General features: G+C 68.0%; 20 protein-coding genes and 1 tRNA gene. 9 read left to right on the top strand and 12 right to left on the bottom strand.

Annotation, left to right across the window (positions count from 1 at the left end):
• Positions 1-67: 67 nt before the first annotated feature.
• Positions 68-625, bottom strand: coding sequence for a hypothetical protein (locus C5C17_RS02980; RefSeq protein WP_104251906.1), 558 nt, complete (start codon positions 623-625; stop codon positions 68-70).
• A 189-nt stretch (positions 626-814) separates the two neighbouring features.
• Between C5C17_RS02980 and C5C17_RS02975 the strand changes: the two genes are divergently transcribed.
• Positions 815-1,066: a hypothetical protein gene (locus tag C5C17_RS02975; protein ID WP_104251905.1), complete on the top strand. Its 252-nt coding sequence runs from the start codon at positions 815-817 to the stop codon at positions 1,064-1,066.
• 171 nt (positions 1,067-1,237) lie between these two features.
• Here C5C17_RS02975 and C5C17_RS02970 read toward each other — a convergent pair.
• Positions 1,238-1,310, bottom strand: a tRNA-Arg gene (locus tag C5C17_RS02970).
• 165 nt (positions 1,311-1,475) lie between these two features.
• Here C5C17_RS02970 and C5C17_RS02965 point away from each other — a divergent pair.
• Both C5C17_RS02965 and C5C17_RS02960 read left to right on the top strand, forming a co-directional pair.
• Positions 1,476-2,765 (top strand): MFS transporter, encoded by a 1,290-nt coding sequence (locus tag C5C17_RS02965; RefSeq protein WP_258065849.1) that lies wholly within the window; start codon positions 1,476-1,478, stop codon positions 2,763-2,765.
• A 253-nt stretch (positions 2,766-3,018) separates the two neighbouring features.
• On the top strand, positions 3,019-3,687 hold the full coding sequence (locus C5C17_RS02960; RefSeq protein ID WP_104251903.1) for an SRPBCC domain-containing protein: 669 nt from the start codon (positions 3,019-3,021) through the stop codon (positions 3,685-3,687).
• A gap of 174 nt (positions 3,688-3,861) precedes the next feature.
• Here the strand turns inward: C5C17_RS02960 and soxR are convergent, their stop codons facing one another.
• Positions 3,862-4,335 (bottom strand): redox-sensitive transcriptional activator SoxR, encoded by a 474-nt coding sequence (soxR, locus tag C5C17_RS02955; RefSeq protein WP_258065848.1) that lies wholly within the window; start codon positions 4,333-4,335, stop codon positions 3,862-3,864.
• A gap of 115 nt (positions 4,336-4,450) precedes the next feature.
• Between soxR and C5C17_RS02950 the strand changes: the two genes are divergently transcribed.
• The 6 genes from C5C17_RS02950 (at position 4,451) to C5C17_RS02925 (ending at position 11,293) form a co-directional block, all read left to right on the top strand.
• A complete protein-coding gene (locus C5C17_RS02950) occupies positions 4,451-4,990 on the top strand; it encodes a flavin reductase family protein (protein WP_104251902.1) in 540 nt (179 codons plus the stop codon).
• Between the two features lie 61 nt (positions 4,991-5,051).
• Positions 5,052-5,675, top strand: a complete 624-nt coding sequence (locus C5C17_RS02945) for a superoxide dismutase (protein ID WP_104251901.1) — start codon at positions 5,052-5,054, stop codon at positions 5,673-5,675.
• Positions 5,676-5,767: 92 nt separating this feature from the next.
• Complete coding sequence (locus C5C17_RS02940; RefSeq protein ID WP_104251900.1) at positions 5,768-6,553, top strand: EI24 domain-containing protein; 786 nt, start codon at positions 5,768-5,770, stop codon at positions 6,551-6,553.
• Between the two features lie 235 nt (positions 6,554-6,788).
• Positions 6,789-8,759 carry a beta-glucoside-specific PTS transporter subunit IIABC gene (locus C5C17_RS02935; protein ID WP_104251899.1) on the top strand — a complete coding sequence of 657 codons (1,971 nt, stop codon included), beginning with the start codon at positions 6,789-6,791 and terminating at the stop codon, positions 8,757-8,759.
• Positions 8,760-8,803: 44 nt separating this feature from the next.
• Positions 8,804-10,237: a 6-phospho-beta-glucosidase gene (locus C5C17_RS02930; protein ID WP_104251898.1), complete on the top strand. Its 1,434-nt coding sequence runs from the start codon at positions 8,804-8,806 to the stop codon at positions 10,235-10,237.
• A gap of 144 nt (positions 10,238-10,381) precedes the next feature.
• The gene (locus C5C17_RS02925; protein WP_104251897.1) at positions 10,382-11,293 is read left to right on the top strand and encodes a PRD domain-containing protein; all 912 of its coding nucleotides are present in this window, start codon (positions 10,382-10,384) and stop codon (positions 11,291-11,293) included.
• Positions 11,294-11,550: 257 nt separating this feature from the next.
• On the opposite strand, the gene C5C17_RS02920 is transcribed toward C5C17_RS02925, so the two are convergent.
• The 9 genes from C5C17_RS02920 to C5C17_RS02880 form a co-directional block, all read right to left on the bottom strand.
• Positions 11,551-12,777 (bottom strand): PLP-dependent aminotransferase family protein, encoded by a 1,227-nt coding sequence (locus C5C17_RS02920; protein ID WP_258065847.1) that lies wholly within the window; start codon positions 12,775-12,777, stop codon positions 11,551-11,553.
• An 84-nt stretch (positions 12,778-12,861) separates the two neighbouring features.
• Entirely contained in the window at positions 12,862-14,532 is a 1,671-nt protein-coding gene (locus C5C17_RS02915; protein WP_104251896.1) for an ABC transporter ATP-binding protein, read from the bottom strand.
• A gap of 43 nt (positions 14,533-14,575) precedes the next feature.
• Positions 14,576-15,445 carry an ABC transporter permease gene (locus tag C5C17_RS02910; protein ID WP_104251895.1) on the bottom strand — a complete coding sequence of 290 codons (870 nt, stop codon included), beginning with the start codon at positions 15,443-15,445 and terminating at the stop codon, positions 14,576-14,578.
• A complete protein-coding gene (locus tag C5C17_RS02905; protein WP_104251894.1) occupies positions 15,442-16,527 on the bottom strand; it encodes an ABC transporter permease in 1,086 nt (361 codons plus the stop codon). The genes C5C17_RS02910 and C5C17_RS02905 overlap by 4 nt, the downstream gene beginning before the upstream one ends.
• A 26-nt stretch (positions 16,528-16,553) precedes the next feature.
• A complete protein-coding gene (locus C5C17_RS02900; protein ID WP_104251893.1) occupies positions 16,554-18,212 on the bottom strand; it encodes an ABC transporter substrate-binding protein in 1,659 nt (552 codons plus the stop codon).
• 84 nt (positions 18,213-18,296) lie between these two features.
• Positions 18,297-19,787, bottom strand: coding sequence for an FAD-binding oxidoreductase (locus tag C5C17_RS02895; RefSeq protein ID WP_104251892.1), 1,491 nt, complete (start codon positions 19,785-19,787; stop codon positions 18,297-18,299).
• A 471-nt stretch (positions 19,788-20,258) separates the two neighbouring features.
• Positions 20,259-21,671, bottom strand: a complete 1,413-nt coding sequence (locus tag C5C17_RS02890) for a glycoside hydrolase family 1 protein (protein WP_104251891.1) — start codon at positions 21,669-21,671, stop codon at positions 20,259-20,261.
• Between the two features lie 74 nt (positions 21,672-21,745).
• Positions 21,746-23,605: a beta-glucoside-specific PTS transporter subunit IIABC gene (locus C5C17_RS02885; protein ID WP_104251890.1), complete on the bottom strand. Its 1,860-nt coding sequence runs from the start codon at positions 23,603-23,605 to the stop codon at positions 21,746-21,748.
• Positions 23,606-23,811: 206 nt separating this feature from the next.
• The gene (locus C5C17_RS02880; RefSeq protein ID WP_104252269.1) at positions 23,812-24,729 is read right to left on the bottom strand and encodes a PRD domain-containing protein; all 918 of its coding nucleotides are present in this window, start codon (positions 24,727-24,729) and stop codon (positions 23,812-23,814) included.
• Between the last annotated feature and the right edge of the window lie 169 nt (positions 24,730-24,898).

Raw genomic sequence — 24,898 nt, 5'->3', positions numbered from 1 at the left:
CGGGGTCGCGTGACCCGTAACGAGGCCGACGCGGGCGTGCGGGCCGTGCAGTCGCGCTTCGACCGAGCTACGTGCGGGGCGCCCAGTCGACCCAGTCGTAGCCGACGTCGTCGCAGGCGTCATCCGCATCGTCGAGCGCGTCCTCGACGGTGCCGGAGTCCGGGTCAGCGGCGTGCGTCCGCGCCGCGTCCCAGATGAGCCAGTCGTCGCGGTCGGAGGCACGCCCGGTGAACGTGAAGACGAGGTCGCTGACCGCCTTCTCGACCTCGGGGTCAGCGGTCTCGGCGTCGCGTGCAGCGAGGAGCTGATCGACGGCCGCCGTGAACTGCGCCTGCTTGTCCGCATCGCCGTCGTAACTCGCGCCACCGGCCGAGAGGGAGAACATCGCGTCCGTCGCCGCGTTCGCGTCCTGACACACAAGTGCGTCGCCCTCCAGGGCGTCGGCGACGGGGAAGGTCGTCGGTGCTGGCGTCGCGGGCGTCGCCTGGGCCGACGAGGGTGCACCTGTCGAGGATGCGGCCGTCGAAGGTGCGCTCGGCGAGCCCGAGTCTTCGCCGCCGATGCGTTCCGCGAGCGTGCATCCGCTCAACAGCAGCGCAACGGCAAGCGCGCCGACAGCGCCCACAGCAGGTGATGATCTACGCACAGTCACGAACTCCCCGGAGTGATCTCGAATACCGGCTCCAACCATACGAGGCGCACGCTGAGAGGCCCGGAGTCGGCGCCCGGCCCGTGGAACGAGCGACGCCGCGTGAGAGTCATCGCCTCCGGAGAAGCCAGACTGCGCATGGAGTTGGTGTGCCAGGATCACCCCATGAAGCCCTTGCTCATCGCTGCGGCCGCCGCCCTCGGAATCGCGCTCACTGCCATCGGAATCGCAGCAGGCCTCCGACCGGACGACCCTGCAGCGACCGAGTTCCTCGTGGGCCTCGGATACTTCGGCCTGCTGCTCGCACCCGCCAGCGCCCTCGCGGTGCTGATCCTCGGCGGCATCGCGCTCGCCCGCACCTCGCGCCGCGACGCGACGGCGAACCCCGAAGCGCTCCGGACCACCGGGCGCGGCTGACTCGCTGGGCCGAGGCGGCAGGCAAGAGACATCAGGCTGGGCCCATCAGGCAACAGGCAGCAGGCAGCAGGCAACAAGCAACAAGCAACAAAAAAGGCCCGCTTTCGCGAGCCTTTCCTGCATCTGTCTCAACACAGAGCTGCGTACCTGAACTGTGAAGCTCTTGTACTGTGCGCCCGAAGGGATTCGAACCCCTAACCTTCTGATCCGTAGTCAGATGCTCTATCCGTTGAGCTACGGGCGCCCGGTCTCTCGCTTGCGCGATTGACCAGGGGATAGCTTACACACGACCCGACCGGTCCGCAAACCCGGCGGGTCGCGTGCCGTTCGGGCGAGGCGACGAACGATGCGCGCGCACCCATGCAGGCGCACAACGCCGACCGGGAGTCCCCGGAGTACCCTCGAACGAGTGACACCCGACCGCACCAACACCCCGAAGCCCCCGTCCACAGGCAACCCCTGGCTCGGTCACCTCGGGGGATCACGCGACTACCGGCGCATCCAGCTCGCGATGCTCTGCGCCGGGTTCGCGACGTTCGCGCAGCTCTACGCCCCGCAGGCGCTGCTGCCGGAGATCTCGACGACCTTCGCCATCGACCCCGCGACCGCCGCCCTCATGGTCTCCATGGGCACCCTCGGCGTCGCCATCTCAGTGCTGCCGTGGTCGATCGCCGCCGACCGGATGGGGCGCGTGCGCGCCATCACGATCTCCATCTCGAGCGCCACCATCCTCGGCCTGCTCATGATCCTCATGCCCAGCTTCGAGCTGGCCCTCGCGCTTCGCCTCCTCGAAGGCCTCGCACTCGGCGGCGTCCCCGCCTGCGCCATCGCCTACCTCAACGAGGAGCTCCACCCCACCGCAGCGGCCGGCGCCGCTGGCACGTTCGTCGCCGGCAACACCCTCGGCGGGCTCGGCGGTCGAATCGTGCCGACCCCCGTCGCAGAGCTCCTCGACTGGCGGCTCGGCCTGCTGACGGTGTCGCTCATCTCCGTCGCCATGGCCGTGCTCTTCATCTGGCTCATCCCGAAGCCCCGCGGTTTCGCACCCCTCGCGAAGAACGCAGGCGGCACCCTCGGCGCGAGCATCGGCCGCGCCTGGAAGGCCATCACCGCGCACCTCTCCAGCACCAGGATGCTCGGGCTGTTCGCGCAGGGGTTCTTCCTCATGGGCGGGTTCGTCGCCGTCTACAACTTCCTCGGCTTCCACCTCACCCAAGTCCCCTACTTCCTCCCCGTCTGGCTCGTCTCGCTCGTCTTCGTGACCTACCTCGCGGGCTCCTTCTCGTCGCCCTTCATCGCCCGCCTCGCCGGCCGCCACGGACGCAAGCTCGTGCTCCTCGCATCCACCGCCGTCTCACTCGGCGGACTCGCCCTCACCCTCTCGCCGCAGCTCTGGCTCGTCATCACGGGACTCGCGATCTTCACCGCCGCATTCTTCGGCGCCCACTCCGTCGCCGTCGGCTGGGCAGGCGCCTACCCGAGCAGAGGCCGCGCCCAGGCGACGGCCCTCTACAACCTCGGCTACTACGGCGGCTCCAGCATCTTCGGGTTCCTCGGCGGCGTCTTCTTCCAGCACTTCGACTGGCCGGGCGTCATCTGGATGGTCGGCGGGCTCACCATCATCGCCGGACTGCTCGCGCTCTTCCTCCTGCCATGGAAGGGCGAGACGGCGGCAACCCAGGCCATTCGCGTTCCCTGACCCGCGGAACCCACCTCCCGCGACCCACGGCGTCGTCGCACGCCCGCAACCGCAACTTCACGTAATCGTCACAGCGAACCCCGCGCCGAGCCTGCGAAGGTATGCGCCGGGGTGCGACCCTTGAGGGACGGGCTGCGTGCCCGCCTCGCACGCCCGCACCCCGGAAGATGCAGGCGCCCCGGCCCCCGCCGCCTGCAGCTCATCACCCTCACCCCCGCAGCTCAACCCGCGCCGACACACAGAAGGAGGGCACATGACCACGACGCCCGCCTCCACCAGCACTCCGACGTTCGACGGCGCCGGCCAGCTCGCCGCCGTCGCCCGCTCGGTGCGGATGCAGGAGCTCGACGGCAACGACGGCTTCGTCATCACCCTCACGCAGACGTTCGCGGCGAAGCGCAGCTCGCTGTGGTCCGCCGCGACCGAGATCTCCCGTCTCGCGCAGTGGTTCGCTCCCGTCGACGGGAGCCTCCGCCAGGGCGGCACCTACCAGATTCAGGACAACGCCCACGGGCACATCACGGGATGCCACGCCCCCGACTCGTTCACTGCCACGTGGGAGTACGACGGCGAGCACTCCCACATCGAGGTTCACTTCACGAAGGTCGACGAGACCCACGCGACCCTCTCACTCGAGCACCACTCGCCGACCGACGAGGAGACGTGGCCGAAGTTCGGGGTCGGTGCGACGGGAGTCGGCTGGGACCTCAGCTTCGCGAGCCTCGCCCACCACCTCGCGACGGGCGCGAGCGTGCCCCTCGAGACCACGGCCTGGGTGCAGACGGACGACGCCAGCACGTTCCTCGTGCTGAGCGCAGAAGCATGGGCGGATGCATCCATCGCCGCGGGCTCGGACGAGGCGGACGCCCGCGCCGCGCAGAAGCGCACCACGGACGCCTACCTCGACGGCCTCAACAGCTGAGACCAGGCTCGGTCCTCGCCCCCATCCACAGCCCAGGGCGGACTCAGGGTCGCTCCCGGCGCGTTTTGACGACCACAACACCGCCCTCGGCGAGACCGCAGGGGCTCGCGGCGCTCAGCGCGGGTCCCAGTCGGCCAGCCCGCTTCAGTGCAGCCCGCTTCAGTGCAGCCCGCTTCAGTGCAGCCTGCGCGGGCCGGATCCGTCGCCCGCTAGGGTGTCGTCGGGGTTGAGGAGCCCGCACGCCTTCATCGAGAGGCAGCCGCAGCCGATGCACCCCATGAGCTCCTCCTCGAGGCGCTCGATGCCGCGCCGCCGCTCCTCGAGCGTGCGCTTCCAACGCCCAGAAGCCCGCTGCCAGTCCTCCTGGCTCGGCGTCGCGTCACGCGGCAGGTCCGCGAACGCATCCTGCACGTCGGAGAGCGGGATGCCGAGGCGCTTCGCGACCGAGATGAGCGACACGCGGCGGATCATGTGCCGCGCGTATCTCCTCTGGTTGCCAGCCGTGCGCACCGCCGCGATGAGCTGGAGCTCTTCGTAGAAGCGCAGGGCGGATGCGGCGACCCCGGTGCGTCGCACCATCTCGCTCACCGTGAGCAGCTCGTCGGAGGGCAGGGGCGACCCCTGTGTGTCCTTGCGTGTCTCGCTCACAGTGAAATCCCACCGCTCGAATTGACTTCAACCATACTTGAGGTTCTAGCCTCGAAGACAGAACGCACACGCAACTCCGATCCCCGTCCTTCAGCGAAGGCAGAGAGCCGATTCGATGACAGATTCCGCCCCCGAGGCAGCAGCTCAAGCGGCATCGGCCGAAGTGACACTGGCCGACGAATTCAAGACGGCCTTCCGGGAGCATCCCGCCGCCGTGGCGATCATCGCCGGGCAGACCGCCACCGGCCCGGTCGGGCTCACCGCGTCGAGCGTCAGCTCCGTCGCCGTCGACCCGGCCACCCTCTCGTTCTCCGTGACGCGCGCCACGGGCAGCGCCGGAGGCCTCCTCGAAGCAGGCGACATCACGGTGAACCTCCTCAGCCTCGACCAGGAGACGCTCGCCCTCGACTTCGCCCGCAGCGGCGCCCCGCGCTTCACCCCGGAGCAGGGTTGGGAGCACTTCCCCACCGGCGAGCCGTACCTCCCCCAGGCGCGGGAGACGCTGCGCTGCCGCATCGCCAGCACCGTCAAGGTCGGCGGCTCGACGATCGTGCTCGCCGAGGTCCTCGAAGTGGTCCACGGCAGCAGCACACCGCCGCTCATGTACCAGAACCGTCGCTTCGGGCGCCTCGACGCGTCGTCCTTCGACCTGTAGAGCTCTCGCGAACAGCCACCACGAACCACTCCACGAAATCCGACAGAAAGAAGGTCACACCATGACCGCATACACCCTTCCCGACCTCGCCTACGACTACTCCGCGCTCGCTCCCAGCATCAGCGGCGAGATCATGGAGCTGCACCACTCCAAGCACCACGCCACCTACGTCAAGGGCGCGAACACGGCCCTCGAGCAGCTCGCCGAAGCCCGCGAGAGCGGCAACCTCGCCAACGTGAACAAGCTCGAGAAGGACCTCGCGTTCAACCTCGGTGGCCACGTCAACCACTCCATCTTCTGGACGAACCTCTCCCCGAACGGCGGCGGTGCGGCGACCGGCACGCTCGCAACGGCGATCGACGAGCAGTTCGGCTCGTTCGACAAGTTCGTCGCGCAGTTCACGGCCGTCGCGCTCGGCGTGCAGGGCTCCGGCTGGGCAGTGCTCGCCTACGACGTGCTCGGCGAGCAGCTCGCGATCTTCCAGCTCTTCGACCAGCAGGGGAACGTGCCGTTCGGCCTCGTCCCGCTGCTCATGCTCGACGTGTGGGAGCACGCCTACTACCTCGACTACCGCAATGTGCGCGCCGACTACATCAAGGCGTTCTGGAACATCGCCGACTGGAACAACGTGCAGCAGCGCTACGACGCCGCGACCACGAAGACGAACGGCCTCATCACGCTGTAATCCTTCCTCGCACCGACCGCGAGCGCTGAGGCGCGGCGGGGACGTGGATGCACGCATCCGCTTCCCTGCCGCGCCTCAGTAGTCTCGGTGGCATGATCGGGCAGTTCTTCGCAGGCGTCGGCGCGCTCTTCCAGGGCTTCGGGTACTGGAAGAGGAAGCCGCACATGATGCTGCTGGGGCTCATCCCCGCGCTCCTCGTCTTCGTGCTGGTCGGCACGGCCCTCGTGACGCTGTTCTTCTTCGTCGACGACATCGTCGAATGGGCGACGCCATGGGCCGCGCAGTGGGACGAAGTGTGGCGCAACACTCTCCGCATCGCCTTCATGACCCTCATCGTCGCCGGCGGCGTCTTCCTGTCGGTGACGACCTTCACGGCGATCACCCTGACCGTCGGCGACCCGTTCTACGAGCGCATCTGGCTGAGCGTCGAACGCGACCTCGGCGACGAGAACCCCGGGGAGGGGCTCGGCTTCTGGGCCGCCGCGAAGGGCAGTCTCTGGCTCGTCGGCATGGGCATCCTGGCCGCGATCGTCGTCGCCATCATCGGCGTGATCCCGCTCGTCGGCTCGATCACCGCGGCGATCGTGGGCGTCGCCCTCAACGGCACGGTGCTCTCGCGCGAGCTCACCGGCAGGGCCTTGGATGCGCGCCGCCTGCTCGGTGATCAGCGCGCGTCCGTCATCCGCGGCAACCGCGCGCAGCTGCTCGGCTTCGGCGTCGCGACGCAGCTCTGCTTCATGGTGCCAGGCGGAGCGGTCTTCACGATGCCAGCAGCCGTCGCCGGGTCGACCGTGCTCGCGCGGCGCCTCCTCGACGACCGCGGCCTGACAGGTGTCGGCAGCCGCGAGGGCACGCCGGAGGTCGCCGGACCTGAATAGCCCTCGATCCGCGCTTGCCGAATCGGCGAGCATGCGGTTAGAGTTCGAGGCGACTGCGGGCCTGTTACTCAGCGAGGCAAGAACCCACGTCACAGCTCCCGAGTGGAGCTGACGCAACGCACTGCGAGCATTGCTGCTCCGCAGGGCGTCGACCTCGCTATCTGTTCTTGCACCGTCATGTCGTCAGGCTCTCCGCTCGGGAACGTCCCCATCCCAAGCATCAATGGAGAATGCCATGGCTGAAGCAGTCCGCAACTATCCCAGGCTCGCAGGCGAGATCGTCGATCTCGTCGGCGGCGAGAAGAACATCCAGTCGGCGTCGCACTGCGCGACGAGGCTCCGACTCGTCCTGAACGACACCCCCGCTGGCGCCAAGGACAAGGTGGCCGCGCTCCCCGGCGTCATCACCGTCGTCGAAGCCGGCGGTCAGTTCCAGGTCGTCATCGGCTCGCACGTCGGCGAGGTGCACGAGGCGCTCATGTCGAACGCCAAGATCTCGAACAGCGCACCGGCGACCACGGCCCACAAGCCGTCCATCCTGAACCGCGTCATCGCGACCATGTCGGCCGTGTTCGCTCCCTTCGTGTACATCCTCGCGTCGGCGGGCCTCCTGCAGGGCTCGCTCATCATCACGCGCATGATCTGGCCGGCGTTCGAAGGCACCGGCACCGACCTCGTGCTCACGTTCATCTCGTGGACGCCGTTCGCGTTCCTCCCCATCTTCATCGCCATCACCGCGTCCAAGCACTTCAAGGTCAACACCTACGTCGCCGTGCTCTGCGCCGCCGCCATCATGAACCCCGACTGGGCTGCCCTCGCGGGTCGCATCGAGGGTGGCGAGACCATCGACTTCCTCGGCATCGCCCTCAACTCGACGACCTACTCGTCGTCCGTGCTGCCCCCGCTGATCCTCGTCTGGGTGCTCTCCTACCTCGAACGCTTCCTCAACACGTACCTCCGCGGCGTCGCGCAGGCCCTTCTCGTACCGCTCATCTCTGCCGTCGTCATGGTGCCGCTTGTGCTCCTCGTCATCGGCCCGCTCTCCGCAGCAGGCGCATCCGGCGTCGCAAACGGCTACAACTGGCTTGTCGAGATCGCCCCAGCCGTCGCGGCAGGCCTCATCGGCGCGTTCTGGCAGGTCGCCGTCATCTTCGGCGTGCACTGGGGCGTCACGCCGTTCGTGCTCGACAACTTCGACCGCTTCGGCCAGGACTCGTTCCAGGCGTTCCAGACCGCGGCCGTCATCGCCCAGGTCGGCGCGGCCTTCGGCGTGTTCCTCAAGACCCGCAACAAGGAGATGCGCGGCGTCTCCGGCTCGGCAGCGGTCACCGGCATCTTCGGCATCACCGAGCCCGCGATCTACGGCGTCACGCTGCGCCTCAAGCGCCCGTTCCTCCTCGCCTGCATCGCCGGCGCGGTCGGCGCCATCACCATCTCCTTCTTCGGCTCGCGCTACTACGCGTACGCCGGCCTGCCGGGCATGCTGACCATCGTCAACTCGGTCAGCCCCGACAACCCCAACTCCATCATCGGCATGGTCGTCGGATGCGCCGTGGCCTTCTTCGGAGCGGCAGCGCTCGTCTACTTCATCGGCTTCAAGGACGTCGTCGCCGAAAACCTGCCCACGAGCGACCTCGACCAGGCTCGTCCCACGGACCCGGAGCAGAACGCGCGCTTCGAAGCAGCCCTCGCCGCCTCGAACAGCACCGGCGTCGTCGCCAGCCCCCTCGAAGGCCAGGTGCTGACCCTCGACGAGGTGCCGGACGAGGTCTTCTCGGCAGGCGTCATGGGATCCGGTGCGGCCATCGACCCGGCCGGGCACCAGATCTTCGCGCCGTTCGACGGCACCGTCGTCTCCGTCTTCCCCTCGAAGCACGCGATCGGCCTCATCTCCGCCGAAGGCATCGAGGTGCTCATCCACGTCGGCATCGACACCGTCCAGCTGAACGGCCAGCACTTCACCGCCCACGTCTCCGAGGGCGCCGAGGTCAAGCAGGGCGACCTGCTCCTCGAGTTCGACGCCGTCGCGATCAAGGCGGAAGGCTACTCGCTCATCACGCCCGTCATCATCACCAACGCCGGCACCTACAGCGAGGTCGTCACAACCGGGGCGGGAGCGGTTGCAGTCGGCGACCAGCTCGCCGTGGCCGTCGCATCCGCCTCTGCAGGTGCATCTGCATCCGCGTCCGCGTCCGCCGGCAACTGACACGACCCCTGACGAAACCACAGACGAGAAAGGCACTCATCACCATGAGCAGACTCCCCAACGACTTCCTCTGGGGCGGCGCCGTCGCAGCACACCAGCTCGAGGGCGGGTGGGATGCGGACGGCAAGGGCCCGAGCGTCGTCGACGTCCTCACCGCGGGCGAGCACGGCGTGCCCCGCCGCATCACCGACTCCGTCGAGGCCGGCGAGTTCTACCCGAACCACGAGGCGATCGACCACTACCACCGGTACCGCGAGGACATCGCGCTGCTCGCCGAGATGGGCCTCAAGTGCTTCCGCACGTCCATCCAGTGGACCCGCATCTTCCCGAAGGGTGACGAGCTCGAGCCGAACGAGGCCGGGCTGAAGTTCTACGACGACCTCTTCGACGAGCTGCTGAAGCACGGCATCGAGCCTGTCGTCACGCTCTCGCACTTCGAGGTGCCCCTGCACCTCGCCCGCGAGTACGGTGGCTTCCGCAACCGTGCCCTCGTCGGCTTCTTCGAGCGCTTCGCGAAGGTGTGCTTCGAGCGGTACGCGACGAAGGTCAAGTACTGGATGACGTTCAACGAGATCAACAACCAGCTCGACACCCGCAACGAGCTGTTCCTCTGGACCAACTCCGGTGTGCTCCTCGAACCGGAGGACAACCCGCGCGAGGTCGTGCTGCAGGTCGCGCACAATGAGCTCCTCGCATCCGCGCTCGCCGTGAAGGCCGGCCACGACATCGACCCGAACCTGCAGATCGGCGGCATGATCTCGCACGTGCCGATCTACCCGTACTCCTGCAATCCTGCGGACGTTCTCGAGGCGCAGATCTCGAGCCGCGACCGCTTCCTGTTCCCCGACGTGCACGTGCGCGGCCACTACCCGGCCTACGCCGTGCGGGAGAGGGAACGCGAGGGCTATGACATCGGCTGGCAGGACGGCGACGCCGAGATCCTCGCCGCGGGCACCGTCGACTACCTCGGCTTCAGCTACTACATGTCCACGGTCGCGAAGGCCGACGTGCAGAACGACGAGAAGATCTTCAACGGCGGCCTCGCCAACTCGGTGCCGAACCCGTACGTGAAGGCCAGCGACTGGGGGTGGCAGATCGACCCCGTCGGCCTCCGGTACGCCCTCAACGTGCTGACCGAGCGCTACGAGCTGCCCCTCTTCATCGTCGAGAACGGCTTCGGCGCGATCGACGTCGTGAACGAGGACGGCACGATTGACGACGACGCGCGCATCGAGTACCTGAAGGCGCACATCGAGCAGGTCGAGCTCGCCGTCTCCGAAGACGGCGTCGACCTCATGGGATACACGCCGTGGGGCATCATCGACGTCGTCTCGTTCACGACCGGCGAGATGAAGAAGCGCTACGGGATGATCTACGTCGACCGCGACAACGCCGGCAACGGCACCATGGAGCGCTCGAAGAAGAAGTCCTTCGACTGGTACGCGGGCGTCATCAGCGCCAACGGCACCGGGATCTAGTGTCACCCCCGGGGTCCCCGCGCGTCGGGGCCCCGGGAATCCCGCCGGGATTGCGTCCAAGCGGACGTAGTCTTCATCTGTGCGCGCGGCAGGAACCGTGAACTGCCGAGCGCCGAACCAGAGAACGTGAGGAGGGGAGTCCCGATGACGCCGACGCTGACGGGAACCCTGCTGAGGGTGTTGAACAACAACGCCATCATGGTCGACGCCGCAGGCGACCGCATCATCTTGCTCGGCCGCGGCATCGGCTTCGGCAAGCGCCTCGGTGACGCCGTCGACCTCGAGGCCGCCACCGAGTCGTTCTCCCCATCAACTGCGCTCGAACTCCGCCAGCTCGCCGACTTCGCCCGGGAGATCCCCCTCGAGGTGTTCCGCGTGGCCAGGCGAGCTGTCGACCATGCCGAGTCGGCGGGCGATGTGCGGCCAAGCCAGGCACTGCTGCTCTCCGTCGCCGACCACCTCCATTTCGCGGTCGTGCGCGCCCAGACGGGACTTCGCGTCGATTTTCCGCTCAAGTGGGAGATCGCGCAGCTCTACCCTCGCGAGACTGAGCTCGGCCAGGCGACCGTGCGCTTCGCGAACGAGGAGCTTGGCGACGACTCCGCGATCGACGCCGACGAGGCCACCGCGTTCGCGATGCACTTCGTCAACGCGCAGTTCGCGAAAGCCGACACCTCGCAGACCGTCGCCATGACGAAGACGCTGCAGAGCGTCGTCGATGTCGTCACGGAGACGCTCGGGGCGGATGCGACGGCCGACCCCACGAACGTCGCTCGCTTCGTCACCCACCTGCGCTACCTGTACGCGCGCATGACGACTCGGACGCAGCTGGACAGCGCTCCCCCGCAGCTCTTCACGGCCATCCGCGACTCGTATCCCGAGATCGTGGCGACGAGCGACCGCGTCCGCGGCATCATCGAGGGGCAGGGTGGAAAGCTCAGCGAGGCCGAGGTCTGCTACCTCGAGATCCACCTCGCCCGCCTCTCGACGAGCGGACGCGAACCCCAGGCAGTGCCCGCTGAGCCAGCGGTGCCTGCGGACGAGCCGTCCGCGTAGACGGACCCCGCGCGCACCGCCAAGCCATGGGCCGCTCGGGGCATGCTCCGCGGCTTTGCCCACCCCATCGTCCGGCATTTCGAGATGGGTTCCACGCTTCGGGATGGGTTGCAACCCATCCGCGTGCGTGAACACCATCCCGAGTCTCGCGATGCGGGGACGCCGAAGTTGCGCGGATGCGGGGATGCCCGGGATGCGCGTCTGCGTCCGCGGGAGCGAGCGGCGCGTGACTTGCGCTGCGAGACGGCAAGCGCGCGTCAGCGCTGCTTCGCGACTGCGCGGCCGAGGCGGACGGCGCCCTCCTGGAGCCTCTCGATGGGGGTGTCGCCGTAGGAGAGACGAAGTCGTTGGTCGGCGTCAGTGCCAGGCCCTGTCGGGAAGAACGAGCCTCGCTGGTAGCTGACGCCTTCGCCCGTCGCGTCGTCGGCGAGCTTGTCGGCGTCGATCGAGTCATCGGCGATGCGCGGCCACAGGAACAGGCCACCGTCGGGTGCATCGATCTCGAAGACGCCCGGCGCCTCGGTCTCGAGGGCGACAGCGAGCGCATCCGCCCGCTCGCGGTACAGCTCGCGGGCCGACGCGAGCGTGTCGTCGAAGAAGGTGGGCGTCGTGCCGAGCAGCTCGGCGACCGCGTGCTGCACGAGCTGCGAGGAATGCGAGTCCTGCCGGGCGCGCAGCGACACGAAGTCGGGCACAAGCCGCTCGGGCAGGACGATCCAGCCGAGGCGCAGGCCGGGGCCGAGCGTCTTCGTGAACGTGTTGATGTGGATCACGTGCGACGAGGTGTTGAAGGCCTCGAAGTCGAGCTCCTCGCCGCGGAAGCGCAGCTCCCGGTACGGGTTGTCAGCGAGGAGGATGAAGTTGTACCGCTCCGCGAGGCGCACGAGCTCGCGGCGCCCCTCGAGCGTGAGACTGTGCTGCGAAGGGTTGTGGAAGTCGGGCACCGTGTAGACGGCGGACGGGCGAGCCCCCGCGATGAGGTGCGCCTCCAGCTCGGCGACATTGAAGCCGTCACGTCCGACGCTGATCGGGAGGATCTTCGCGTCCGACAGCTCGAGGCCGCGCAGGAACAGTGGGAAGATCGGGTTGTCGACGGCGACGAGGCCGCCGCGCTCGACGACCAGCTGCACGGCGAGCGAGATGCCGTGGAAGCCGCCGTTCGTGATGAGGATGCGCGAGAGCGGCACGCCCTCGCGCGCCGCGATCCACTCGCGGAGCGCCGGGACGCCCTCGGTGCGCCCGTACTGCAGCGCCGGGACGCCTGGAACTGACAGCACGCGGCCCGTCGCCTCGGCGAGCTCGGCCGAGGGCAGCACCGACGGGTCGGGGATGCCGCCGAGCAGCTCGATCGCATCCGGGTGACGGTCGCGCAGGGTGGCATCGCCGAAGCCCTTCGGGGCCGTGAACGCGCGGGCGAGCACGGTCGAGGTCCAGGTCGGGGGCTCGCTGTGCGTGAGCATCTGCAGTGCGGCGGTGGTTGTCATGGTGTGGTCGTTCTCTCTCGCGCGATGCGATCGGCCCCGGCCGGGCCGAGACGGTGAGTTCAGGTGGATGTTCGGGGCGACGCGTCAGACGAGCGCCGGGACCTGCGCGGCCGGCGTCGTGGTCGCCGGGGCAGTTTGCCCGTAGCTCGGGGTCGGGATGGCGTCGATGAGCGCCCGCGTGTACGGCTGCTCGGGATGCGCGAGCACCTCGGCGACACGTCCCGACTCGACGACCCTCCCGCCCTGCAGCACCGACACCGTGTCGGCGACCTGCCGGACGAGCGCGAGGTCGTGCGAGACGAACAGGTAGGTGAGGCCGAACTCGGCCTGCAGGTGGAACAGCACCTCGAAGATCTCGGCCTGCACGGTCACGTCGAGCGCCGAGGTCGGCTCGTCGAGCACCAGCACGTCGGGGCGCAGCACGAGGGCTCGCGCGATCGCGACGCGCTGACGCTGGCCGCCGGAGAGGGCCGAGGGCTTCCTCGATAGAAACTCCGCGCCCAGGCCGACCGACGCGAGCGCGGCACGCGCCTTCTCGGCACGCTCACGCTTGTCGCCCACCTTGTAGCGGTCGAGCGGTTCGCGCACGATGCGCTCCACCCGCCACGTCGGATCGAGCGAGGTGAACGGGTTCTGGTAGACGAGCTGCAGGTGGCGGCGGATCTCGCGGAGCTGCTTGGGTGAGCTGCCATCGACGCGCTGCTCACCAACCCTGACCTCGCCAGCATCCGCCTCCTCGAGTCCGAGCAGGATGCGCACCGCCGTGGTCTTGCCGGAACCCGACTCCCCCACAAGCGCGTGCGTGGTTCCGGCCTTGACGGAGAACGACACGTCGTCGAGGGCAGCGACGCGCCTGTCCCCGACGGTGAAGCTCTTCGAGGCGCCAGAGACCGAGATCTGATCCGTGTCCCCACCACGGCTGTCCCGCTGCAGCAGGGACCCGTACCGGTCGGGATTCAGGGCCGGTGCGTCTTGACGCAGTCGCACCGTGTACGGCGACGTCGACTCGGTGAAGACCCGCTCGGTGGGACCGGACTCCTGCACCTCGCCGCCCTTGAGGACAACGATCTTCTGCGTGCGCTCAGCGGCGATCGCGAGATCGTGCGTGATGAGCACGAGCCCGATGCCGAGCTCGCTCTGCAGCTCGCTGAGGACTTCGAGGATGCGCTTCTGGATCGTCACGTCGAGCGCGCTGGTCGGCTCGTCGGCGATGAGCAGGTCGGGGCTCGGCAGCACGGCGAGGCCGATGAGCACACGCTGCAGCATGCCGCCGGAGAGCTGGTGCGGGTACGACTCGTAGACCCGCTTCGGGTCGGGCAGCCCCACCCGCTTGAAGGTCGCGAAGATGAGGTCGCGCTGCTCGTCGCGCGACAGGCCGTCGACGAGGTCGGCGGCCTCGTGCGCCTGCGAGCCGATGGTGCGCACGGGGTTGAGGGCGTTCGCCGGGTCCTGCGGCACGAAGCCGATGCGCGTGCCACGCAGCGGCCGGAACTGGCGCGGCGAGTAGGCGAGCACATCCTTGCCCTCGAAGCGGATGCTGCCGGCCGCCCTGCCGCCGTCGGGCAGGAGGCGGAGGATCGCGCGGGCGATGGTCGACTTGCCCGACCCCGACTCCCCGATGAGCGCGAGGCTCTCGCCTCGGTTGAGGGTGAAGCTGACGTCGGTCACGACCTGGCTCCTCCCATACGCGACCGAGAGGTTCTCGACCTGCAGGAGGGGCTGCCGGTCGGATGCTGATGCTGATGCTGATGTCATAGCGGGTCTCTCTTCGTCTGTTCAGTCGGGATCAGGCGAGCGATCAGGACGTCTGCCGGAGCCACCGGCTGATGCGGTTGACGGAGAGCACCGTCGCGATGGTGACAAGCGCGGGCCACAGGACAAGCCAGGGGGCACGCGGGTAGTCCTTGCCGTTGGAGATGAGGAGGCCCCAGTCGGATGCGGGCGGCGGGTCGCCGTAGCCGAGGAACGCGAGGCCCGCGATGACGAGGATCGACAGCCCGAACTGCAGCACGGCAAGCGCGAGCACCGAGCGGGAGGCGTTCGGGAGGACGTGCCGACCGAGCACGTGCCACTTCGAGCCGCCCTGCAGATACGCGGCCTCCACGAACGTGGCCCGCCTCGTCTTCAGCACCTCGGAGCGCATGACGCGGGCGAAGACGGCGACCGCGGAGACGCCCGTCGCGATCGCGGCGTTGATGGTCTGGAAGCCGAGCGAGGAGACGATGACGACCGCGAGGAGGAAGCTCGGGATCGCGAGCAGCACATCCACGAACCGGGCGAGCACCGTGTCGGTCCACGAGCCGATGAAGCCGCCGATGAGGCCGATCGCACCGCCGACGACCACACCGATGACGACGGCGACGAGCGCCGACGAGATCGACGACTGCGTGCCGAAGACGACCCGCGCGAACTGGTCGCGGCCCAGATGGTCGGTCCCGAACCAGTGCTGCAGGCTCGGACCGAGGAACTTGTCGGCCGGCACCCCGTCGACGGGGCTGTACGAGGTGAAGACCCCGGGGAGCAGCGACCAGGCCAGAACCAGGGCGAGTACGCCGAACGACAGCACGACCGTCGGCGGGAGCACGCCGATCGCGTGCACCTTGAATGCGGCCTTCGGGCTGCGTCCGCCCGTGGCGGCTGGGGCGGCGTTCAGAACTGCGGAGGTCATACGATGCTCGCCTCTTCCTTGAGTGGTGAGTCTGATGCGGGGGAAGCTGCAGCTATGGCGGAGGCGGAGGAGGAGACGGAGGCGGGCTGAGGTGCCGCCGCATCCCCATCCCCGATCACGGGCACGCCCTTCTTGCGGTTGCCCTCGATGTCGACGCGCGGGTCGAGGATCGGGTAGGCGAGGTCGGCGAGCAGGTTGACGACGACGAAGACGACCGCAGCGAGGCCGACGACCGCCTGCAGCACCGGGAGGTCCTGGCTCGCGACGGCGCGCTGCACGATGCTGCCGATGCCGCTCCGCCCGAAGACGGCCTCGGTGATGAGCGAACCGCCGAGCAGCTCGCCCACCGTGAGCGCGAGGACCGTGACGGCGGGGAGTGCGGACGGCTTCAGCAGGTGGCGGGTGAAGAGCCGGCGCTGCGTGAGTCCGCGCGAGCGCGCCACCGACGCGTACTCCTGCGAGGATGCGTGGTCGAGGTTCGTGATGAGCACCTCCGCGATCTGCGCCGAGACGGGGATGCCGAGGGCGACGGCGGCGAAGAACGTCGCCCATCCGCTCTCCGGGTCCACGATGCGGAACAGGCCGAGCCCGAACGCGAACACGTTGATGAGGAGCAGGCCGATGACGAAGTTCGGCACTGACAGGAACAGCGACGGGAACGCCCGAAGCAGGCCCTGGCCGTAGCGGACAGGCAGCACCTGCGTCCCGAACGCGATGAGCGCGGCGAGCACCACGGCGACGAGGAGGGCGCTGCCCGCGAGCGCGAGCGTCGAAGGCAGCGCATCCCCGATGAGGTCGGCGACCGGGAGGTTCGACCGCAGCGAGACGCCGAAGTCACCGACGACGAACCGCGTGAGCGACCCCCACAGCTGCACGAGCAGCGGCTGGTCGAGGCCGTAGTAGGCCACGATGCGGGCGATCTCCTCCTCCGTGAACCCGTTGTCCGGGTTCCGGAGCGTGCTCGTCACCGGGTCGCCCGGCAGCACGCTGATGACGAAGAACGTGAAGACGTAGGCGAGCAGGACGACGATGACCGCCTGCCCCGTGCGCCTCAGCGCGAAGCGCGTGTAGTTCTGTCTCATGGTGCTCAGCTCCCGGCGATCGGGTCCTAGTCGACCCAGGCCGTGTAGTAGTTGGCGTAGGCGACGCCGTTGTAGGTGACGTCGTGCAGGTTCGGCGACTGCACGTAGACGCGCTGCACGATCTGCGTGAGCGGGGCGAAGTAGCCCTGCTCGAGCACGTAGCCCTGGAGCTCGTCGGCGAGCGCCGCGCGGGAATCCGTGTCGCTCGAGCTGGAGATGCCCTCGGCGTACTCGTTGAGCTTCGTGTCGCTCGTGCCGACACCGAACCAGTCCTCGTCGCCCGTGTTCTGGCTCGTGAGGATGCCTGCAACCGTGCCGACGTCGATGAAGCTGCGCGTGATCTCCGTCGCTGGGATCTCGACGCCGCTGTTCAGGACGCGCTCGCCGTAGGTGACGACGTCGTACGCCTCGATCTTCACGTCGAAGCCGATCTTCTTCAGCTGCTGCGCGACGAGCTCGTCGACCGACTGCGAGGTGGCGAGGTAGGGGTTCGGGTAGAGCGTCACGGCGAGCGTCTCGCCGCCCTTCGAGCGGATGCCGTCAGCGCCCTCGGCCCAGCCGGCCGCATCCAGCAGCTTCTTGGACTCCTCGGGGTCGAACGCGAACGCGTCGCTGTGGTCGGTCGCCTCGGGCACGTTGCTCTGGATGAACGACTCCGCCGCCTCCCAGTCCTGGGTGTAGACGGTGGAGAGGATCTCGTCGCGGTCGATGCCGTGCTGGAACGCCTGGCGCACCTCGGTCTCGTTGAACGGGGCGACCTGCGTGTTCAGCGCGTAGCCGTTGACGAAGCCGAGGTAGCGGGGAACCGCGACCTCGAAGCCCTCGTCGGCAAGCGCATCCAGTTCCTGCGGGGAGGTGTTGTACGCGACGTCGGCCTGCCCCGCCTGCACTGAGGAGGTGCGCAGCGACGGCTCGGCGACGATCTGGTAGGTGATGGAGTCGAGGAACGCTGGCCCGGTGTGCTCGAGAGCCTCCGGCCCCCAGTTGTAGTCCTCGCGCTTGGTCAGCACGACGTCCTGCCCTTCCTGCCACGACTCGACCGTGAACGGGCCGCTGCCGACGAAGTTGCTGAGGTCAGCCTGCTGCTCGGCGGGCAGCGCGATGACGGAGGGCGAGGTGAGGATCGAGCCGTGGTAGCCGAGCGTCGGGATGAAGCCGAGCGTGGGCTGCGAGAACTTCACCTCGACGGTCGTGGCGTCGACCGCGGTCGCGCCCTCGTAGTTGGCGGCAGGGAACAGTCCGATGCGGTTGATGCCGCGGTCGGGGTCACCCTTGGCCCAGATGTCGAGGTTCGCGACGACCGCCTCCGCGTCGACGGGGGTTCCGTCGGAGAAGGTCACGCCGTCCTTGAGGTTGAGCGTGTACTGGGTGGCGTCCTCGTTCTGCTCCCAGCTCTCCGCGACCCACGGGCTGACGTTGCCCTCCCCGTCGACGTACACGAGCTTGTCGGTGACGTGGCCCCAGACGTGACCCTGGTAGCTGGAGATGGCGCTGTTGTTGGGGATCCAGCTGTCACCGAGCGAGTCGATGAGGAACGTGATGTCGCCGCCCTCCTGCGGTTCACCCTCCCCTGCCGCGCCGGGAGCCGCGTCAGAGGTCGCGCAGGCCGCAAGCAGCGACATGCTCGCGAGCACGCCGATGGCTGCGGCGAGGTTCCGTCGGAGTCGTGGGTGTCGTGTCGGCATGGTGTGTACTGCTTTCTCGGGGTGTGCTGCTGCATGGAGGGGGTGGTGAGCGGGATGCTCGGGCACCGGGTACGTGCGCCGGGGTCAGATGGCCTTGCCCGGGTTGAAGAGCGCGGCGGGATCGAACGCCCGCTTGATGGCGTGCTGCGCCTCGCGGTTGCGGCCGGAGAGCTCGAGGGCCGCGAGGTCGAGCTTCGAGGACCCGATGCCGTGCTCGCCGCTCACTGTTCCGCCGAGTTCGAGCGCGAACTGTGCGAGGGCGACGGCTGCGTCGTGCAGCTGCGGGGGCACGACGGCGGGGTCGGCGCCCTCGGGGATGCGGAGCGTGATCACGGGGTGCAGGTTGCCGTCGCCAGCGTGCGCGACGGCGCCGATCGTCACGCCGAATCGCTCCTCGACGACCGGGAAGTGCGCGAAGATCTCCGGGATGCGCGACTTGGGCACGGCGATGTCGCCGCCCGCGAACCACTCGGCCGGGTCGAAGCCACGACCTGAGCGGCGCAGCTCCCACAGCGCTTCGCCGTCCTCGACGCTCTCCTCGGTGACGAGCCCGCCCACGGCCTCGAGCGCGGCCCGCAGGTCGGCGGACTGCTCGTCGATGCCGTAGCCGTCGAGCTCGATGAGCAGGAGGGCTCCACCGCGTGCGGTGAGCGTGCTGCCGCTGTGCTTGTCGATGTTCTCGAGCGTGCGCGAGTCGAAGAACTCGACGACGCTGGGACGCACCGTGCTGCGCGTGATGGCCGAGAGCGCATCCGCACCGGCCGCAGTGCTCTCGAAGAACGCCGAGACCGTGCGGCGAGCGACGGGGACGGGGCGCAACCGGACGGTCGCCGCGACGACGATGCCCAGGATGCCCTCCGAGCCGACGAAGAGGGAGACGAGGTCGAGGCCCGTTACGCCCTTGATGGAGCGGTGGCCGACATGGACGAGGCTGCCGTCGGCGAGCACCACGTCGAGCGCGAGGATCGACTCGCGCGTGACGCCGTACTTCGCGCAGCGCAGGCCGCCCGCGTTCGTGGCGATGTTGCCGCCGATCGACGAGATGTCCCAGCTGGCGGGGTCCGGCGCGTAGAACAGCCCGTACGGCTCGAGGTGGCGGTTGAGGTCGGCGTTGATGACACCGGGCTCGACGACGGCGACCTCGTCGAGCGGGCTCACCTCGACGATCCGGTTCAGGCGCTCCGTCGACACGACCAGCTGCTCCTGATCCGCCGTCGCTCCGCCCGCGAGGCCCGACCCTGCGCCGCGCGGAACGACGGCAACACCGTGCCGGGCTGCGGCACGCACGACCGCCTGCACCTCTTCGGCACTCACGGGGAATGCGACTGCCGGGCCCAGGTCGAGGTTGGCAAGGCGCGTCCTGGTGCTCGCATCCACCGCGTACTCTCGCGTCTCGACAGAGGGAACGCGCAACTCGAGCTGCGGCAGCTCGCTCGCGAGGTCTCCGATGACGCACTGCAACCGGCCTGCGGTCTCGGAGCCGGCGAACGGCGCGGACCCGGGACCGGCGGTCGCCGCAGGTGCGGAACCGGCGAACGGTGTCGACGACGCGTGGGCGGCAAGCTCGGTGGGCATGCTGGCCTTTCGACGGGGGCGTGAGGTGATCCCTCGAAAGGTACGGAAACGCCCATGCTGTGAATAGGCGGCCCCGTCGCATCCCTTCGCCGAACGTTGCCCGGCTTCAGACAGCGTCACGCTTCGTAACGAGGGGCGCTGCAGAGTGGCGCGGAGTCGGCTCGGTGTTGCCTCTGAGGCAACACGCGGCAGTCGCAGCCTCGCGTGACGCCATCCCCGACGGTCGGGTCGACGAGCGTGTTGAGCCCGGCTGTCCAACATCAGTGCGATGTCGGGCGAAAAGCGCCCCGGGGCTCGTGTGGACCCGAATATCGCACTGATGTTGGACAGCGGACCTCGGCAATCCCCGGTTCGGGCGCGCCCCTTCGTCCGCACCGACACGAAAAGCGGGCCGCGCGATGTGCGCGGCCCGCCTCTGCGAGCGCCGATCCCTCAAGCAACGGAGTGCCGGAGGAGTTGTGACGCCTGCCGTTACGCCTGCAGGCTGCCTCCGTTGGTGCGGATGACCTCGGCGTACCAGTCGAACGACTTCTTCTTGTAGCGCTCGAGCGTGCCCGAGCCGTCGTCGTTGCGATCAACGTAGATGAAGCCGTACCGCTTGCTCAGCTGTGCCGTGCTCGCCGAGACGAGGTCGATGCAGCCCCACGTCGTGTAGCCGAGCAGGTCGACGCCGTCGGCGATCGCCTCGCCAGCCTGCACGAGGTGGTCGTTGAGGTAGGCGATGCGGTAGTCGTCCTCGACGGTCTTGACCCCGCCGACCTCGACGAGCTGGTCCTTCGCCCCGAGACCGTTCTCGACGATGAACAGGGGCTTCTGCCACCGCTCCCAGAACTGGTTCATGACGATGCGCAGACCGACCGGGTCGATCGCCCAGCCCCATTCGCTCTTCTCGAGCGTCGGGTTCGGCACGCCGCCCATGATGTTGCCCTCGCCGACGCCGGCCGCGGGGTCCGCCGTCTCCGCGATGCTCATGTAGTAGCTGAACGAGATGAAGTCGACCGTGTTCTTCAGGATCTCGCGGTCCTCATCCGTGATGTTGAGGTTGATGCCCTTCTCCTTGAAGAGGCGAAGCGCGAAGCCCGGGTACTCGCCGCGCACGTGCACGTCGCCGAACATGAGGTTCGAGTGGTCGACGTCCATGACGACGAGCGCATCGGCCGGGCTCGGCGTGAGCGGGTAGACGGGCATGGCGATGAGCATGCAGCCGACCTGCGCGTTCGGGGCGATCTCATGCGCGATCTTCGTCGCGAGCGCCGACGCCACGAGCTCGTGGTGGATCGCCTGGTAGAGGTCCTGCTCGCTGAGCTGGTCCTTGGGCGTGAGGATGCCGCCGCTCAGGAGCGGGGCGTGGAGCACCGAGTTGATCTCGTTGAACGTGAGCCAGTACTTCACACGGGAGCCGTAGCGGGTGAACAGCACCCGCGCGTAGCGCTCGTAGAAGCCGATCAGCTCACGGCTCACCCACCCGTCGTACTTCTGCGCGAGGTGCAGCGGCGTCTCGTAGTGGGAGATGGTGACGAGCGGCTCGATGCCGTGCTTCTCGAGCTCGTCGAGCACGCGGTCGTAGAACGCGAGCCCCTCTTCGTTCGGCTCGAGCTCGTCGCCCTTCGGGAAGATGCGGCTCCACGCGATCGAGAAGCGGAACGTCTTGAACCCCATCTCGGCGAAGAGCGCGATGTCCTCCGCGTACCGGTTGTAGAAGTCGATGCCGACGTGCTTGAGGTTGTCGTCCGTCGGCCCTTCGGTGGGAGGGGACATGATGCCCTTCGGCATGACGTCCTGGATGGAGAGGCCCTTGCCCCCGTCGAGGTAGCCGCCTTCGAGCTGGTTGGCTGCGGTCGCGCCGCCCCAGAGGAATCCGTCTGGGAAGTTCGTTGTCGTCATACGCGTGTCTCCTTCGTTCTGCGATGCGTTCGTGCGTGAGTTCGTGGGGATGTGAGGTGGAGGCGTGGATGCGCCTACTTGGCGAGCGCGACGGCCTCGACCGACTTCGCCAGGTAGAGCGGCTCTCCGTGCGAGATGGGGCCGGTGACCTGGCTCGTGATCTCCGGGTACAGTTCGGCGTTCGTGATGATGACGGGCGTCGTGACGTCGTAGCCGGCCGCCTTGATGGCGTCGACGTCGAACTCGATGAGCAGCTGCCCCGCGGTGACGGCCTGGCCGGACTCGACCTTCATCGAGAAGTGCTGGCCATTCAGCTTCACCGTGTCGACGCCGATGTGGATGAGCACCTCGGCACCATCCGCGTGGCGCAGCCCGATGGCGTGTCCCGTCGGGAAGGCGGCGGCGACAACACCGTCGAAGGGTGCGTAGACGGCGCCGGAGCTGGGGAGGACGGCAGCGCCCTTGCCGAGCACACCGCCCGCGAACACTGGGTCAGACACCCCGGAGAGCGCGACGGCGGTGCCGTCGAGGGGGCTGCGGACCTCGAGGTCGTTGTTGGCGACCGCGGCCGGAGCATCGTCATCCACCGGGTCCTTGAAGCCGAGGATGACGGTGAGCAGGAACGACACCACGATCGCGGCGACCAGGCCGAGGCCGAGGAACACCATGTTGCCGTTGCCGAAGAGCGCCGGCAGCGCCAGGCCGGAGGGTACGACGAACGCGGTGGAGAAGACGCCGCCGATCGCGATGATCGCACCGCCGAGTGCACCGCCGATGATGCCGAAGATGAAGGGGCGCTTGAGGGGCAGGTTGATGCCGTAGATCGCGGGCTCAGTGATGCCGGCGAGGAAGCCGGACAGCGTCGCGGGAGCGGCGAGTGACTTGAGCTTCTTGTCGCGGGTACGGACCCACACGCCGGCGACTGCCGCGGACTGTGCGAGCACGGCGGCGAACACCGGGCCGATGAGCAGGATCTGACCTGTTGCCTGGAACTCGAGGGTGAACAGCGGCACGAAGCCCCAGTGGAGGCCGAAGATGACGAACACCTGCCACAGACCGCCCATGATGGCGCCGCCGAGCCATGGCACGTTCGCGAAGATCCAGCCGATGCCCTCGCCGAGCCATCCGCTCAGGAGCGCGGAGACGGGTCCGACGACCACGAAGACGAGCGGGACCGCGATGAGGACGACGATCATGGGCGTCAGGAAGCGGCGGACCGAGGAGTGCAGCTTCGCGTAGAGGAACTTCTCGGCGTAGCTCTGCAGCCACACGATGAGGATGATCGGGATGACGCTGGAGACGTAGCTGACCATCGTGAACGGGATACCGAAGAACGTCAGCCCCTCGGCCCCGACCAGCGGAGTGATCGTCGGATAGACGAGCGCTCCGGCGATCGCGAAGGAGGTCCACTCGGAGGCCTTGAAGTACCGCGCAGCCGTGATCGCGAGGGCCATCGGCAGGAAGTTGATGAACGCGTCGGACAGCGCGTTGAGGACCAGATAGGTCGACGTGTCGGTTGCGATCCAGCCGAACGTCGCCGCAGCGGACAGGAAGGCCTTCAGCAGGCCGGTGCCCGCCAGCGCCCAGAGCAGGGGCGTGAAGAGGGCCGCGATCATCGAGATGAAGCGGTTGAAGAGGTTCTTCTTCGGCTCGTCGGGGTCGACCGTCGTGGTCTGCGTGCCCGCGACGAGGCCCGAGATCTTGCCGAGCTCGGCGTAGACCTCTGGCACCTCGTTGCCGATGACGACCTGGTACTGGCCGCCGGCCTCGGCCGTCGTGATGACGCCGGGGATGGCCTTGACGGCCGCCTTGTCGATCTTCGCGTCGTCCCTGATCGCGAAGCGGAGTCGGGTCATGCAGTGCACGACCGACTTGACGTTCTCTTCGCCGCCGACGCCCTTGAGCACATCCGCTGCAACTCTTGAGTGATCCATGGGACCGCTCTCCTTCTCCCGCCTGTGGCGGCAACTCAGTCTGGAGTCCGTGGGCTGTCGGCCCCGCCAGGCGTCTCGGGGGGAGATTCTGGGCAACAAAAAAACCTGAACTCGAACACCGCCATTTCGGCGATATGAGTTCAGGTTTTGCCCGCTTGACCGGTAACAATCCAAGGATTCCGCAGGACTTCATTGCCCTGCGGCAGTCACTCTAGCATCGGCTCGACGTCCGTGCCATAGGCAATGTGCTGAGCGAGGCGCTCGATGTGCACGGTGACGTACAGCAGCTCCTCGTCGGTCAGCTCGACCCCCGTTGCTTCGCGCACGTAGCCCTTCACCTGCTCTGCGATCGCGAACGAACGCGGGTAGGTGCGCTTGGTGAAGTCGAAGAACGACGAGTCTGTGGAGCGGAGCATGCTGCGCGACACGAGCCGTTGCAGGAGGAACTGGATGTGGAGGATGAAGCGCGCGTAGTCGTGGCTGTCCACGTCGAGGTCGACCCCGAGGCCGGCCTCCACGGTGACGACGACGTGCTGCACGCGCCGGAAGAGGAGCGCGGAGGTGCCGTCCGGTTCGTCGCGTGTGGAGTTCAGCACGTGCATGGTCAGGAAGACGGCTTCTTCCGGCGGGAGCTCGCGTCCGAGCGCGGCCGAGATCGAGGCTGCCATCTGCTTCGATGCGGCGAACTCCTGGGGGTGCAGCACCCGAAGCTCCGGCATCGAGGTCGCGGGGATGCGGATGCCCTTGTCGAGGCGTTCGAGGACGTATTGGATGTGGTCGATGATCGCGAGGGGCAGGCGCTTGCCGAGGTCACGGCCGAGCGTGCGCTCGGCTTCGTCCACGGCGCCCATGACGGCTTCGACGACGGCGTAGGGCACGGCGCTCAGCAGCTGCAGGGCCTGGTCGCCTTCGCTTCCAGTCGCGAGCACGAAGGTCTTCTCGACGCGGGATGGGTCGATGAGGTCGCCCGGCTTGAGCTGGAAGCCGAGCCCTCGCCCCATCAGTACGCGCTCGTTCCCGGAGCCGTCGATCTGGATCACAACGTTGTTGTTGATGACCTTCGAGATGCCGGGTGCCGGGGAGCTGCTGGCGTCGGGGGAGTTCCTCCTGCGGGATTCACCCATGGTGGGCATTGTATTGCTCCTGGCTCGGAGGACGCGTCGTGCGTGTTCTGCAGCCGTGTTTTCGGGCAACAAAAAAGCCGGGGTTGGGAGGCGAGGAGCATCTCTGCTCACTCACCAACCAACCCCGGCTCATGAAGAAGTCCGGCGGTGACCTACTCTCCCACAGGGT

It is taken from the genome of Pseudoclavibacter sp. RFBA6 (assembly GCF_002931575.1).
GTDB lineage: Bacteria > Actinomycetota > Actinomycetes > Actinomycetales > Microbacteriaceae > Pseudoclavibacter > Pseudoclavibacter terrae.
The sequence above is the reverse complement of the archived record's forward strand: the minus strand, read 5'-3'. Positions and strand labels throughout refer to the sequence as shown.